Below are 15,032 nucleotides of genomic sequence, written 5' to 3'. Positions count from 1 at the left end.
TTTGCACAAAATAATAAAATTGAACATTTTGAGTATTTTTAATAGTGAAAATAAATTAATGCAACACTAGTGATATAGGATACAAGGTTATTTATTGTAAAACAATAAAAATTTATCGATATACTCAAGTTTCTAATATGGTATATTTTAAAGAGGAAGAGGAGATGTGAATGATGAAACTCATAGGTAGTCATATTTATTTAGGTAGTCCCCAACTGCAAGAATTCCCTTGTGTTTGGAAAATGCTGAATGATAAGGATGCACGAAAGTATACGGGAGGCATTCCTCAAATAAGTTATGCAGAAAGAGAGTTATTATATGCTGAGCAATGTCAGACCTTTGGTGAAAATGGTAATTGGGAATTTTCCATTTATTCTAGGGAAAACAATGATTATTTGGGCTATGCAGGTTTTACTTTTGACGATGTCACTGAAAGATATTACCTCATGTATGGATTAGACAGGCAATATTGGGGAAAAGGTTATGCGACAGATGCAATCACCTTACTTCTAGCATTTGCAAATAAAAAATTAAGTATTTCTACTATTTATGCGAGTGTTCATCCTGAGAACGCTTCGTCCATCCATTTGTTAAAGAAACAATCATTCATAAAAAGGGATAACGAAGATCTTTATATTCTTAGTAGATAAGGTAAAGATAAAAGAAGAGATATAATAAAACAAATATGATACAAAAGGAGAGGCGATAAGAATGCCAGAAAGACATGTGTCAGGCTGGAATTTGCAAAATAGTTATAAGAAGCTGTCTCCCGGTCTTTTTACAGAAACAAAACCACAGCGAGCAAGTGAGCCAGAGATGGTGCAATGGAATAAAGAAGTAGCGAAAAGTTTAGGGATTAGCAAGGATTGGTTACAGAGTGATGCGGGTCTTGCCGTGTTAGCCGGAAACCAATTACCAGAGGGCAGTGAGCCAATTGCACAAAGTTATGCAGGGCATCAGTTTGGTCATTTTAACCGCTTAGGTGATGGGCGCGCTATTCTCTTAGGTGAACAGTTGACGGTAAACGGTGATCTCGTTGATATTCAGTTAAAAGGAGCGGGCAGAACACCGTATTCACGCGGTGGGGATGGCCGTGCGGCGCTTGGACCGATGTTGAGAGAGTATCTCATCAGTGAAGCGATGCACGGGTTGCGTATACCGACAACGAGAAGTTTGGCTGTAGTTGAGACAGGTGATGACATTGTCCGTGAAACCCTATTGCCAGGGGCGATTTTGACACGTGTGGCTGCGAGTCATATTCGTGTGGGGACTTTTCAATTTGCGGCTACCTTCACGAAGCCGGAAGAATTGCAGGCGTTAGCTGATTATACCATTGAGCGTCATTATCCTGAGCTTTTAAAAGAAGATAATAAATACTTGGCCTTGTTACGCAAAGTAATCGACGTTCAGGCAGGATTGATTGCTAAATGGCAAGCGGTCGGTTTTATTCACGGTGTCATGAACACGGATAATATGACGATTTCAGGCGAAACAATTGATTACGGCCCGTGTGCCTTTATGGATAGATACGACCCTGAAACGGTATTCAGCTCCATTGATGTCCAAGGTCGTTACGCATACGGAAACCAACCTTATATGGCGGGTTGGAACTTGGCGCGCTTCGCAGAGTCGCTTATCCCTCTTTTACATGAAGAGACCGAGGCAGCGGTAAAGATTGCGCAAGAGGAAATCGGCGAATACAATCGTATCTATATTCATAAGTGGACCGGAGAAATGAGGGCCAAACTCGGTCTGTTTACAGCAGAAGAAGCAGATAAGGCTCTTATTCACGATTTGCTGGAACTTATGAAAGAGCATGAAGCAGATTATACGAACACATTCATCGCTTTGACCTATCGAAAATTAGAGCAGCCTGTGTTTAAAGAGTGGCTCTCTCGTTGGCAAGAACGGTTAAAGAGACAGGAAGCATCAGAAGCGGAAGTGGAACAGTTAATGAAAAATCATAACCCAGCTGTTATTCCACGAAATTATTATGTTGAAAAAGCATTAACTGCAGCGGTGGACAAAGCGGATTATCATTTATTTGACGAGCTATTAGCGGTGCTCGCTCATCCATATGCGCATACGGCAGAGCAGGAGAAGTATAAAGAGGTACCGGTACAGGATGATAATTATCAAACGTATTGCGGGACGTAAAAGAAGCGGGGGAATGTCCCTTGCTTTTTTTACGTATGTTTATGGGGATTTTTTAGGGGATTACGTGAATTGATCGGATACGGCGAGAAAGCGAACGGGTCAAAAACCTGTAGAAGTAGGAAAACCTGATAGGATTAGGCAAGAAACGCGTCAAAAAACGGAGTCAGTAGAAAAAAATGATTAGATTAAGCAGGAACCGCGTCAAAAATCGTAGTCAGTAGGAAAACCTGATAGGATTAAGCAGGAACCGCGTCAAAAAACGGAGTCAGTAGAAAAACCTGATTGGATTAAGCAAGAACCGCGTCAAAAATCAGAGGCAGTAGAAAAACCTGATTGGATTAAGCAGGAACCGCGTCAAAAACCGGAGACAGTAGAAAAACCTGATAGGATTAAGCAAGAACCGCGTCAAAAACCCGCGGCAGTTGGAAAAATTGGTTGGATCAGCAGTGAAACAGAAGGAACAGCCAAAGGCAATTGGATTCAATCATCTACCACTAAAAAAAACACACGAACTTACAGCCCGTGTGTTTGGATATCTAGTTCTTCTCCATCACCGCAAAATAATTCTCTTCGTTATCGGCAAAGTTAAATACTTTACCAAAAGGCATTTCAACGAGCTCGCCTACGGTGATTTCTTTATTCTTATATGTTTGATAAATCTTTTCGGCGTCATCTGTATAAAACATGAGAGATGGTGTGCCAAGATGTAATTCGGGGCTCATCTTTGCCACGATTTGTTTATCTTGAAGGACTATGGTTGTTTCTGATTGTTCGGACGACGCAACCTCATACCATTTAAAATCTCCTTCATTATTTTCCGCGATTAGTTTGAAGCCGATCTTTTCTATCCAAAATTGCAAGCTTGTTTGTTGGTCGTTGACGTATAACATGATTTGTCCTAGTGATAGGGTCAAAATCGTCGCCTCCTTTATTTTGTCGCCTGACTACCCATATAAATGACTACCCATATAAATGACTTCCCAAGTATGTCCATCTAGGTTTTGAAAGCCCATTTGATACATAAAATCCAAAGTCTTTTGCTTCAGATGCCAATTACCATCAGCATCTAACGCCTTTTCATTGACTTGGTCTCTGCTTTCAGCGGCAAAAGATGTATTTGTTCACTGGAGTCAATGATGTTTTTAAACTGTCCTACTGTCATCAGCATGGAAAAGGTCTGTTCATTGATGACCATACATGCGGCGTCATCGTTAGTGAAATCATCGTGGAAAGTAAACCCATTTGTTTAAAAAAGTCCATTGACTTCTTTAGGTCTTTCACAGGTAATTTAATAAATGTCACCTTCTCTTTCATTTGAATGGTAAGACTGATTTCACGTTAATTATAGAGACATGTTAGATAGTAGTCAATTTTATTTTTGAATATTCTGTAAATATAACAAAAATATCATTCTTACACCCCTTTTCTAAGTCTAGATTAAGGAAAGGGGTGTTTTAATTTGTTTTTACATTTTAATAACAACCTTCGTACCGTGATGCTGTTCACTTGTCAGATGAACCGTGCCACCGTGGGCTGTAATGATATCTCTCGCAATCGCCATTCCAAGCCCAGTGCCTTGTGCTTTTGTATTTGTACCACGGTAGTATCGGTCAAAAATTTGCTCTAATTCATCAGGCGCGATGCCGTTTCCATTATCCTCAATAATTAGTTTTCCAGCGTCTAGGCGGATAGCCACCTCAACGTCTGATGGATTATGCAGTAGAGCATTGTGGATGAAATTCAATAGAGCGCGTTTCATTAAATGTTGATCGATGGACCAAGTTAATGACGGATCATCGCTTTCAAAACTGATATGATAACCGTCATAACGGGGATCATTCAAGACATCAATGACAATCTCGCGCGTAAATCGTTCTGCCTTTGTCTCTTGTATGTGCAAAGGTAATTCTTGGTTGCGTAATCGCAGTGTAAGGTTAAAGTCATCTAGTAATTCCTTCATATAAAGAGATTGCCGCTCAATGACTCCTGCGTACTCCTGTCTTTCCTCGTGGGAAACTTGCTCCTCATTTAATAATTCAGCATAGCCGCGAATGGAGGCAAGCGGTGTTTTTAAATCATGGGAAACATTACTGATCCATTCGTTGCGCATATTTTCGAGCTTTTTACGTTCTTCCTCATGTGCTTGAAGGGTAGTAGAGACTTCATTCAGATTGGCAAACACAGGTTTATAAATACCTGCTCGTTTCGTCTTTTGAACAGTGAAATTTCGTGCTTTAAGTTGTGAAATCCGTTCAATCATATAATGAACAGGCTTGGTCAGAATTGTGCTAAAGAGTAGCCCAACAATGGCGGCGATGATCAAATCAACAATCGTTATGGCAATGATTGCTTTGAAGATATATGTAATGACTGAAGTGGTATCCATCATGAAGGTAACGCGCTCCTCTTTACTTTGGGGGACACCAATGATGTAGCTATATTCTTCAAATTCACCGATGAAATATGTGTTAAAATGATCGTCCATATACTTATATTTATGTACAAGTTCTACAGGGCTATAATGATTCGCAACTCCATCTGGTGCAAATTTAGAGGAAATCACCTCTCCATTTTGATTTAAAATTTGCAGCCATGCACCGAATGATTCTAGCGCCTCTACTCCTTCAGCTGAAAGAGTGGGCTCTTCCTCTTCTAATGTTAAATAGTTAGAAAAAGAACGGGTGAATCGTTCGGCTGAACCACTTTCTACTTGATCAATGCCTTGTTGTTGCTGATAAATAAGCAAACCAATTAAAACCATTGTATTAACAATGATGACGATGAAAACGATGCTTAAAATTGAGAATAAATACCTACCAGTTAATTTCCATTTCATTTGTCCTCACCTATTTTACATTCAGTCGATACCCGAGCCCTTTAACCGTCGTAATGAAGGTCGGTTTGGATGGGTTATCTTCTATTTTCTCACGTAATCTGCGGATATGAACCATTAATGTATTATCTGCTCCGTAGAAGTCTTCACCCCAAACGGTTTGAAACAATGTTTCCTTACTAAGTATTCGATTTGGATTTCGGATAAAGCAAGCCATTAACCCAACTTCCTTAGCAGTTAATTCTAAGCGCTGCTCTTGCTTGTATACTTCTGTTTGCTCTTTATTTAAGGCAAAAGGGCCGGCAGTCATCATCGTTTTTTCTATCATTGTTTGGTCAGATAACTGTTGTGAATAGCTACCGGCACGCCGGAGTTGCGCTTTTACACGGTAAGCCATTTCTTTTGGACTGAATGGTTTTGTAATATAGTCATCTCCGCCAATGGCCAATCCTAATATCTTATCGACTTCATCTGTTTTCGCGGATAGGAATAAAATTGGAATTCTCGAGACTTCACGGATTTTTTTACATAAATCGTAGCCCTCACCGTCAGGAAGCATCACATCGAGAATCGCTAAATGTGGGGAGAATGCTTGAAATTGTTCCCAACCTTTCTTAACTGTACCGGTAGTTTGTATCGATTGAAATCCTTCTTTTTTTAGAGATGTTTGCATGAGCTGACATAAATCTTGTTCATCATCAACGATTAGAATACGAGGCTGTTCCACAATGATTCCTTCCTTTCATCTATCTATTAGCCTTATCTTAACAGTGTTTAACGATTATTATATACAATTTAAGGATTTTGTAAGGTAGAAGTGAATTTAGTGTAAGGATGGGGAGGTAAAGTAGAGACATAAGAAAGAGGTGCTTAATATATGGAATCATTATTAGTTGTAAAAAAGGTAGAAAAATTATACGGAAAAGGCGCAAACACATTTCATGCGCTTCAGAATATATCATTTGACATTAGCCATGGGGAATTTGTAGGCGTTATGGGGCCATCAGGAGCTGGGAAGTCTACATTACTAAATGTATTGGCAACAATTGATTCTCCGACAAACGGTGATATTTATATTGAAGAAGACAATATTGCCAAAATGAAAGAAGAGAAGTTAGCGGATTTTCGCCGTGATCATTTAGGTTTTATTTTTCAAGACTACAATCTACTCGATTCATTAACGGTTCGCGAAAATATTGTCTTGCCACTTGCGATTGCAAAAAAATCAGCAAAGGAAATGGCTGAAAAAGTAGAGACATTAGCGCATACTTTCGGGATTGCTTCTTTATTGGATAAATATCCTTATCAAATATCAGGAGGTCAAAAACAAAGAACAGCAGCTTGTCGTGCACTGATTTCGAATCCTAAATTAATTTTTGCTGATGAACCGACTGGGGCTTTGGATTCAAAGTCAGCAACAGATTTACTAGAAAGCATGAGTCAATTAAATGAAAAGCATGAAACAACGATTATGATGGTCACGCATGATGCCTATGCTGCTAGTTTTTGCCGCAGAATCCTGTTTATTAAAGATGGCCAATTATCAAAGGAAATCTATCGTGGTTCACATACGAGGAAAGAGTTTTTCCAAATGATCTTAGCGGAATTGGCAAAGCTAGGCGGTGACGATAATGACGCTATTTGATTTAGCGATCAAAAATATTCGCCGAAATGTGAAGAGTTATGGGCTGTACATCGGCTCGATGATTTTCTCTATTATCATTTATTTTACTTTTGTCACGTTGAAATATAGTGAAGACATCACGGCTTTGGCAGCAGTCTCAAAGCAAGTCAGTAGTATTATGAGTGCATCTGCATTTGTCCTGATTATTTTTGTTGCCGTGTTTATCCTTTATTCGAATTCTTTTTTTATGAAAAAAAGGAAGCAGGAAGTAGCGCTTTATTCTTTACTTGGTGTGCGTAAACGCTCCATCGGTTTTATGCTATTTTTCGAGAATATTGTTATTGGCGTCATTGCCTTAATTATTGGTGTGGGCTTGGGCTTCTTGCTATCACAACTGCTCTTAATGGTTTTATTAAAATTAATGGGATTAGAAATAATGAGCAGTCTAGCATTTTCACCAAGTGCAGTCGTGAATACAGTCATCGTCTTTATGATTCTGTTTTTATTTACGTCATTACAAGGCTATCGTGTTATTTATCGTTTTAAGTTAATTGATTTATTTCACGCAGAAAAGAAAGGCGAGGAATTGCCGAAAGCACGTCTTATCTCGGCTGTCTTAGGTGTGGCATCTTTAGCAGGTGCTTATTGGTTGGCGTTGCAAGATTTGATGACTTCAGAAGTATGGCGCTTACTTAGTGCAGCTATGCCATTAGTGATTATTGGATTAACGGTGTTAGGAACGTATCTGATTTTTAATAGTGTCCTTGTCTATATTTTATCGAAATTAAAAAATCAAAAGAACTGGGCTTGGAAAGGCTTAAATCTATGGACAACGTCACAGCTATTGCACCGCATTCGTGGGAATGCACGAACACTAACAGTAATTGCGACTTTAAGTGCAACAACCATTACTGCTGGTGGTGCGGTATTTGGGCTTTATTATCATACGGACAAAGAAATAGAGACCTATACGCCTATTACATTTATGTGGGAGGGCGAGCCACAGAAAATTACACAAGACATTGTTGTGTATGAAGAGGAAATCGAAAGTAAAACTGTCCGTATAGCTGAAGGTGACATGGAAATTGACTACCAAGTAATGGATTATTCAACCTTCAAGCAATTGGCTACACAACAAGGGTGGGAGGACCTTCCTGCAATTAATCAGGAAGAGGCATTCATCCTGGATACGTATTATGATGAGCGTTGGTCGACGAAAGTAGATGAGGTTAAGCTTAATAAGCAAACATTAAATGTGACTGCTTACGAGGATCGATCCGTTGTTAATACCTTCACAATGGGAGGTAAAATAGTAGTTGTAACAGATGATTTTTTTGAACAAATAGACAGTCCACAGGTGACCTACCAGGCAGTTCAAGTGGAAGATTATAAAAATCAGCAAGCATTATCAGATGATTTAGCTGCTTCTACTGAACAATTTTCAAGTGCAACCCAACAATATAAAGATTCTATTGAAGCTTCAGGCTCTATGCTTTTTGTTGGGAGCTTTCTTGGACTCGTATTCTTAGTTGCTACGGGTAGCATCATTTTCTTTAAGATGATGACGGAAGCAGAAGAAGATAAAGGGAAATATCAAGTGTTATACAAAATTGGTGTGTCACAAAAAGAAATGAAACGAACGATTAGACATCAAGTGGGAATGATCTTTACGGCACCATTACTACTTGGATTAATGCATGGAGCGATCGCCTTAGTTGCCTTTTCTAATTTGTTAATGATGAATCTGCTGATGCCAGTTTTCATATGGATGCTAGCATATACAATTATTTATTTCATCTATTATTTCTTAACAATAAGTAGCTATCAAAAAACGATATTTTCAATGTTGGGGGAGAGATAAATGAAGAAGACAACGGGCATTTTCGCAGGAATTGTTATCATTTTTATTGTGGCGGTTATCTTATTAATGAATTTGGATTTTAATCGTTTAGGCAAAGAAAATGCGTATGTTCAATTAAATGAAGAGCCGCGAGTAGAAGAAGAAACATTGGAATCAGGAGAAGTGATGAAACGATATTGGTATGAGCTGCCAGCTTATAATAAAGAGGGTAAAGCAATCGTTGTGGAATTCTCTGCTTCTAGAGCTTTGCGAGAGGATGCCTACTTAATGCTTTATCTTGATGATAGCAATGAAGTCACGTCTTACGATGAAGTAAATGAAAGTGATATTCCTTCAGAAGTAATAGAAAAAATAAATGCGTAATGATAAGTCCCTGAAAATTTTTCGGGGGCTTTTAAGTATTTTGCAATAATAAATAAAGGGAATAGTAAAGTTGTTTAAAACAGCAAAATATCCGTTAAAAGCAAAAAATAGAATAACCACTAAGAAAAAAGGCGCGAAACTTTCCGACTTTTATCTGTTTTCCATTATTTTTTTCAGTCAAATATCAAAAAATTTTATATAATATAAATAGGATTTATACTATTATAGAGGGAGAAGAATTTCTTCTATGATGGATAATTGCCAATTTTATAGTATAATTAGTATTGAGAAATATATATTTTGCAAAGATTGATGACATTTAATTTAGCGATATTAAAGAGAAGGTGCCTGCACAATGTAAACGTTTGCCTACATCGACCAACAACTGGAAGGGTAGAGAAGCGTTTTTGGTGTAGGTTAGACTACTGTCTTATTTTCTCTGCAAATTTCACGGTATAAGGATGGGAAAAAATGAGCAACGGGGAAACCAAAGAAGTGATTTTAATTGGTGCTGGGATTATGAGCGCGACTTTAGGTTCGCTCTTAAAAGAATTAGTTCCAGACTGGAAAATCAAAGTGTTTGAGAAATTGGATAAAACAGGGGAAGAAAGTTCAAATGAGTGGAACAATGCAGGTACAGGTCATGCTGCATTATGTGAGCTTAACTATACGAAAGAAAATCCAGATGGTTCTGTTGATATTAAGAAAGCCATCAATATTAACGAGCAGTTCCAAGTTTCTAAACAATTTTGGGCTTATCTAGTTGATAGTCAATTAATTAGAAGACCACAAGAGTTCATTATGCCTTTGCCACATATGAGTTTAGTGCAAGGACAAAAAAATGTAGAGTTTCTGAAAAGACGTCATGAAGCAATGTCTAAAAACCCACTATTTGCTGGTATGGAGTATGCGACAGATCATGAAACATTGAAAAAATGGATTCCATTAATTATGGAAAACCGTGCAACTACTGATGCGATTGCCGCAACAAAAATCGATTCAGGAACAGATGTAAACTTTGGTGCTCTTACACGTTTATTATTCCAACAATTAGAGTCTCAAGGTGTGGAAATGCACTATCAGCATAGTGTAGATGATTTAAAACGTACAAGAGATGGCGGCTGGGAAGTGAAAGTACGTGACCATGCAGGTGGAAACCTGGAAAACCATAAAGCAGACTTTGTCTTTATCGGTTGTGGAGGCGGAAGCTTACACTTACTGCAAAAATCAGGTATTCCTGAAGGGAAAGGTATTGGCGGATTCCCTGTAAGTGGAATCTTTATGTCTTGTACAAACCAAGAGATCGTTGAACAGCATCATGCGAAGGTTTATGGTAAAGCGCCTGTGGGTGCACCACCAATGTCTGTGCCGCATTTGGATACAAGATACATTAATAACCAAAAATCATTACTATTCGGTCCATTCGCCGGCTTCTCACCAAAGTTTTTGAAAAATGGATCCATGTTTGACTTAATCACTTCTGTTAAGCCAAGCAATGTGTTAACCATGTTATCAGCTGGTGTGAAGGAAATGGGCTTAACAAAATATCTCATCGAGCAAGTACTACAATCAAAAGAAAAACGTATGGAGCAATTACGTGAATTCGTTCCAAATGCAAAAAGTGAAGACTGGGAATTAGTCATTGCTGGTCAACGTGTGCAAGTGATTAAAGATACAGAAGAAGGCGGAAAAGGGACGCTCCAATTTGGTACCGAAGTGGTAACGGCAGGTGACGGATCAATAGCTGCCTTATTAGGCGCATCACCAGGGGCATCAACAGCTGTTCCAGTTATGCTTGATATCATTGAGCGCTGCTTCCCAGAAAACCTAAAAGATTGGGAGCCAAAAATTAAAGAGATGGTTCCATCTTACGGCCTTTCTTTATCAGAAAATCCGGAGTTACTACAAAAAGTTAATCAAACGACTGACCGAGCGCTCGGTTTAGATCAAAATAAAGCGATTCTTAACTAATATATATGAGCGAGAAAACCTGAACATTACTGCTGTAGCGTTCAGGTTTTTCTTTTTATGCTTATGAATGGTTAGGGATGGTGGGAAATCTGGGTAAGCCTGTATTCTTGAAGGTTGTTAGACATTGGAGAATTGCTCACACAACCTGCCAGAAAAGTGTGAACGACCCCATTTTCAAATCCATAAAGTTTCTTTTCTAAACCCTATATTTTCCATGACGTGTAAGTATTATCTATTGTCAGATTATAAGATAATCTGATATGATTTATAAAGTATTTAGATGTCTAAATATATTTTTGAAAATAAAGGGGTCTTTCTCATGAAATTGGATGGTAAAGTTGCGATTATTACTGGGAGTGCTTCTGGAATCGGCAGAGGAATGGCACTTGCGCTGGCGAAAGAAGGCGCGCATGTTGCCATTGTTGATGTGAATGAAGAAAAAGGAAAAGAAACATTAGCAGAGGTTAATGTTCACACAGAAGGGATGCTGTTTATCAAAGATATCACAGTCCAAGAAAACATTACGCAAATTGTTGAAGAAGTTGTTGCGAAGTTTGGTAAGCTTGATATCCTTGTAAATAATGCACATGTATCGAAGCAGGTGCTCTTTAATGAAACAACCCAAGAACATTTTGACCTTTCTTTTAACACGGGTTTTTACCCAACGGTTCGCTTTATGCAAGCGGCATATCCTGAGCTAAAGAAAAATGAAGGAAAAGTCATTAATTTCGCCTCGGGAGCGGGGATTGATGGCCAAGTGACACAAACAGCCTATGCTGCTGCGAAAGAAGCCATTCGTGCCATCACTCGTGTGACAGCAAATGAATGGGGACCTGACAATATTAATATCAATTTAATTTCACCAATTGCCTTAACGCCAGGTGTAGAACAATGGAAGCAACATGCACCAGAAGCATATGAGGCGATGGTTAATAAAATTCCACTGCGCCGTTTAGGTGACCCAGAAAATGATATCGGAAAAGTAGCTGTATTCTTAGCAAGTGAAGATTCAAACTACATTACTGGACAAACCATTCTTGTTGATGGTGGATCAATTAAATTACATTAATTCTAGCATCCTCTACCAAAATAATTGGCGGGGGATTTTTCTTTTCTCATAAATAGACAGAATGTTGGTAAATAACTGTCAAAATGACATAGTAGAGGGATTGAGCTATAATATATCCGTTATTGATTACCTTTCATTATTGGAAAGGGGGTTTATTTCAATTGATTCAAATACATGATATAAGTAAACGTTTCGCTGATTATGAAGCGATTAAAGCGGTTGATATCGAAGTAAATGAAGGCGAGATTTACGGAATCATTGGTGCAAGTGGAGCGGGGAAATCGACACTACTAAGGTTAATGAACTTGTTAGAAGTACCCGATTGCGGGGAAGTCGTAGTTGATGGCAAAAACTTGATGGCGATGAAACCCAAACAGTTACGAGAAGCGAGAAAATCAATGGGGATGATTTTTCAGCACTTTAATCTTGTAGCCAATTTAACCGTTTATGATAATGTCGAGGTTTGTCTTCAGCTAGCAAACTACCCGAAGCATCAACGAAGAGAAAGAGTGATGGAATGCTTAAGGTTCGTCGGCCTTGCTCATTTGGAAAAACAATACCCACAAAGTTTAAGTGGCGGTCAAAAACAAAGAGTGGCGATTGCTAGAGCCCTTGCGAACGAGCCTAAGGTTTTATTATGCGATGAACCAACTTCTTCGCTTGATCCTCATACAACAGCGGAAATTCTCGCTGTACTAGAGGAGATTAATCGTACATTAGGGGTCACGATTGTCATTGTTAGCCATGAGATGGAGGTTATACAAAGTATTTGTCACCGCGTATCGGTCATGGCAGATGGTTCTGTCTATAAGACAATTGACCTTGAACCACAAGGCATCCCTGATGTGGACCACACTCCTGAATATTTTATTGAAAAATTAACAGGTGAGGTGAGCGGTGATGCCTGAAGTATTGCAAAGGTATGAGGCGGAAATATGGCAAGCGATTGGCGAAACTTTTGCGATGGTAGGGATGTCTATTCTTGCTGCTATCATCGTGGGGCTCCCTGTGGGAACATTACTTTTTCTATGTCGAAAAGGAAATTTGCTAGAAAACCGCGTTGTTTTTTCGATTTTAAATTTACTGGTTAATACGATTCGTTCTTTTCCCTTTTTATTATTAGTCGTCTTCTTGATTCCTTTTACAAGGTTCATAATTGGGACAGCGATTGGCACAGCGGCAGCAACCGTACCGCTTTCTATTATCGCTATCGCACATTATTCCCGCCTTGTAGAGCAGTCTTTATTAGATGTCCCTAGAGGGGTAATAGAGGCAGCAAAGGCAATGGGGGCATCGGTTGTCGAAGTCGTCTTCAAGTTTTTGTTTGTCGAAGCACGTTCAGGGCTGGTTCTTGGCTTAACGACTTCAATTATTAGTTTCATCTCCTATTCCACTATTATGGGAGTAGTAGGTGGTGGAGGAATTGGTGATTTCGCCATTCGCTACGGATATCAACAATTTATGACGGATTTAATGATATATATGATCATTATTATGGTCATTCTCGTACAGTGCATCCAATTTATTGGGACAACGGTTGCGAGAGTGATTGATAAAAGATGACTACATACTGAAGGAGGATAATATGAAAAGACTATTTGCTTTAATGATACTAAGTATGTTAATGCTGGCTGCTTGTGGGCAAGAGACAGAAGAGCAAGCAGATGATAACCAAACAAATGGTGGTGACAGTAAAGAAGAGGTAACTCTAAAAGTCGCTTCACTTATTCCACCGATGACAGAGATTCTTGAGTTAGTCGAGCCACAATTGCAAGAAGAAGGTATTCATCTAGAGATGGTTGTGCTAAGTGATAATGTGCAACCGAACACAGCTTTAGCGGCGAAAGAAGTTGATGCGAACTTCTTTCAACATGTGCCTTATATGGAAGAGTACAATCGTAGTAATGATGCCAATTTAGTGCCAATCCAAGAGATTTATTTTGCCAATTACGGTGTTTATGCAAAGAACTTTGAAGAGATGGCTGATTTACCTGAAGGAGCAACGATTGCCATTGCCAATGATGTATCCAATATTGACCGTTCACTAGCATTACTAGCACAACATGATGTGATTGAATTAAAAGAAAAAACAGGTCCATATTACGCAAAATCAGACATTACATCCAATCCAAAGAATTATCAGTTCGAAGAGGTAGATTTATTAATGCTAGCGAGAATGTATGATGATGCTGATGCCGTCGTAATGACTCCTGCTTATGCTGCTCCACTAGGTTTAACACCGAAAAGTGATGCACTACTCACAGAAGGTATTGATAATGACTTTGCCATCACACTTGTCGCTCGCGAAGATAATAAAGACTCAGAAGCGATTCAAAAACTTGCAGAAGCAATGACAAGCCCTGAAGTGAAAAAATTCTTAGAAGAAAATTATGATGAAACGGCGATTCCTGCTTTTGAATAGAATAGCTAGTTAATTACAATCAGACATGATCAAAATTTGATCGTGTCTTTTTTTAGTTGGGCAGAAGAAAAGTGCTCATCCTACAATGAACCTAGAATTGCAAGTTAATTAATGAGGAGGGAAATTAAGATGGGGAACGAGAGTGAAGTACGGGTATAAGGCATGTAAAAAGGAAAAAGCAGAGCAGATGGGGGATCTGTAATGGGTATAAGGCATGTGAAAAGGAGAAACAAAGCAGATGGGGAATCTGTAATGGATATAAGCCATGTAAAAGGGGGAAACAAAGCAGATAGAGAATCAGCAATGGAAATAAGCAACGTAAAAAGGAGAAACAAAGCAAATGGGGAATCCACAATGGATATAAGTCATGTAAAAGGGGGAAACAAAGCAGATAGAGAATCCGCGATGGGTATAAGCCATGTAAAAGAAAGAAACGAAGCAGATAGGAAATCGAAAATGGATATAAGCACCGTAAAAAGGAGAAACAAAGCAAATAGAGAATCTACAAAGGATATAAGCAACGTAAAAAGAAGAAACAAAGCAGATAGGGAATCTACAAAGGATATAAGCAACGTAAAAAGAAGAAACAAAGCAGATAGGGAATCTACAAAGGATATAAGCTATGCAAAAGAAAGAAACAAAGCAAATAGGGAACCAGCAATGGATATAAGCAACGTAAAAAGGAGAAACAAAGCAGATAGAGAATCACCAATGGAAATAAGCAACGTAAAA

14 protein-coding genes are annotated in these 15,032 nt (G+C 38.7%); 11 read left to right on the top strand and 3 right to left on the bottom strand.

Annotated features, from left to right (window positions below; genetic code table 11):
- The first annotated feature begins 170 nt into the window (after positions 1 to 170).
- Both H9655_RS19920 and H9655_RS19915 read left to right on the top strand, forming a co-directional pair.
- Positions 171 to 650, top strand: a complete 480-nt coding sequence (locus tag H9655_RS19920; RefSeq protein WP_191816986.1) for a GNAT family N-acetyltransferase — start codon at positions 171 to 173, stop codon at positions 648 to 650.
- Between the two features lie 61 nt (positions 651 to 711).
- Entirely contained in the window at positions 712 to 2,157 is a 1,446-nt protein-coding gene (locus tag H9655_RS19915) for a protein adenylyltransferase SelO (RefSeq protein ID WP_191816985.1), read from the top strand.
- Positions 2,158 to 2,693: 536 nt separating this feature from the next.
- Here H9655_RS19915 and H9655_RS19910 read toward each other — a convergent pair.
- The 3 genes from H9655_RS19910 to H9655_RS19900 all read right to left on the bottom strand — a co-directional run bounded on the left by H9655_RS19910 (position 2,694) and on the right by H9655_RS19900 (position 5,717).
- Positions 2,694 to 3,071, bottom strand: a complete 378-nt coding sequence (locus H9655_RS19910) for a VOC family protein (protein WP_191816984.1) — start codon at positions 3,069 to 3,071, stop codon at positions 2,694 to 2,696.
- A 551-nt stretch (positions 3,072 to 3,622) separates the two neighbouring features.
- Entirely contained in the window at positions 3,623 to 4,993 is a 1,371-nt protein-coding gene (locus H9655_RS19905; RefSeq protein ID WP_191816983.1) for a sensor histidine kinase, read from the bottom strand.
- Between the two features lie 10 nt (positions 4,994 to 5,003).
- Complete coding sequence (locus H9655_RS19900; protein ID WP_191816982.1) at positions 5,004 to 5,717, bottom strand: response regulator transcription factor; 714 nt, start codon at positions 5,715 to 5,717, stop codon at positions 5,004 to 5,006.
- Positions 5,718 to 5,867: 150 nt separating this feature from the next.
- On the opposite strand from H9655_RS19900, the gene H9655_RS19895 reads away from it, so the two are divergent.
- From H9655_RS19895 to H9655_RS19855, 9 genes are all read left to right on the top strand, one after another.
- Positions 5,868 to 6,635, top strand: coding sequence for an ABC transporter ATP-binding protein (locus H9655_RS19895; protein WP_191816981.1), 768 nt, complete (start codon positions 5,868 to 5,870; stop codon positions 6,633 to 6,635).
- On the top strand, positions 6,622 to 8,475 hold the full coding sequence (locus H9655_RS19890; RefSeq protein ID WP_191816980.1) for an FtsX-like permease family protein: 1,854 nt from the start codon (positions 6,622 to 6,624) through the stop codon (positions 8,473 to 8,475). The genes H9655_RS19895 and H9655_RS19890 overlap by 14 nt, the downstream gene beginning before the upstream one ends.
- On the top strand, positions 8,476 to 8,838 hold the full coding sequence (locus H9655_RS19885; RefSeq protein ID WP_191816979.1) for a YxeA family protein: 363 nt from the start codon (positions 8,476 to 8,478) through the stop codon (positions 8,836 to 8,838).
- Between the two features lie 471 nt (positions 8,839 to 9,309).
- Positions 9,310 to 10,809: a malate:quinone oxidoreductase gene (locus H9655_RS19880; RefSeq protein WP_191816978.1), complete on the top strand. Its 1,500-nt coding sequence runs from the start codon at positions 9,310 to 9,312 to the stop codon at positions 10,807 to 10,809.
- Between the two features lie 319 nt (positions 10,810 to 11,128).
- Positions 11,129 to 11,878 carry an SDR family NAD(P)-dependent oxidoreductase gene (locus tag H9655_RS19875; protein ID WP_191816977.1) on the top strand — a complete coding sequence of 250 codons (750 nt, stop codon included), beginning with the start codon at positions 11,129 to 11,131 and terminating at the stop codon, positions 11,876 to 11,878.
- Between the two features lie 161 nt (positions 11,879 to 12,039).
- On the top strand, positions 12,040 to 12,786 hold the full coding sequence (locus H9655_RS19870; protein ID WP_191816976.1) for a methionine ABC transporter ATP-binding protein: 747 nt from the start codon (positions 12,040 to 12,042) through the stop codon (positions 12,784 to 12,786).
- Entirely contained in the window at positions 12,779 to 13,441 is a 663-nt protein-coding gene (locus H9655_RS19865; protein WP_191816975.1) for a methionine ABC transporter permease, read from the top strand. The genes H9655_RS19870 and H9655_RS19865 overlap by 8 nt, the downstream gene beginning before the upstream one ends.
- A 22-nt stretch (positions 13,442 to 13,463) precedes the next feature.
- Positions 13,464 to 14,300, top strand: coding sequence for a MetQ/NlpA family ABC transporter substrate-binding protein (locus H9655_RS19860; protein ID WP_191816974.1), 837 nt, complete (start codon positions 13,464 to 13,466; stop codon positions 14,298 to 14,300).
- Positions 14,301 to 14,501: 201 nt separating this feature from the next.
- On the top strand, positions 14,502 to 15,032 hold a 531-nt coding region (locus H9655_RS19855), incomplete at its 3' end, for a hypothetical protein (RefSeq protein ID WP_191816973.1).

Origin of the sequence: Cytobacillus stercorigallinarum, assembly GCF_014836495.1 — a bacterium.
Taxonomy (GTDB): Bacteria; Bacillota; Bacilli; order Bacillales; family Cytobacillaceae; genus Cytobacillus; species Cytobacillus stercorigallinarum.
Note: the sequence above shows the minus strand (reverse complement) of the source record. Positions and strands in the feature narration are given on the sequence as shown.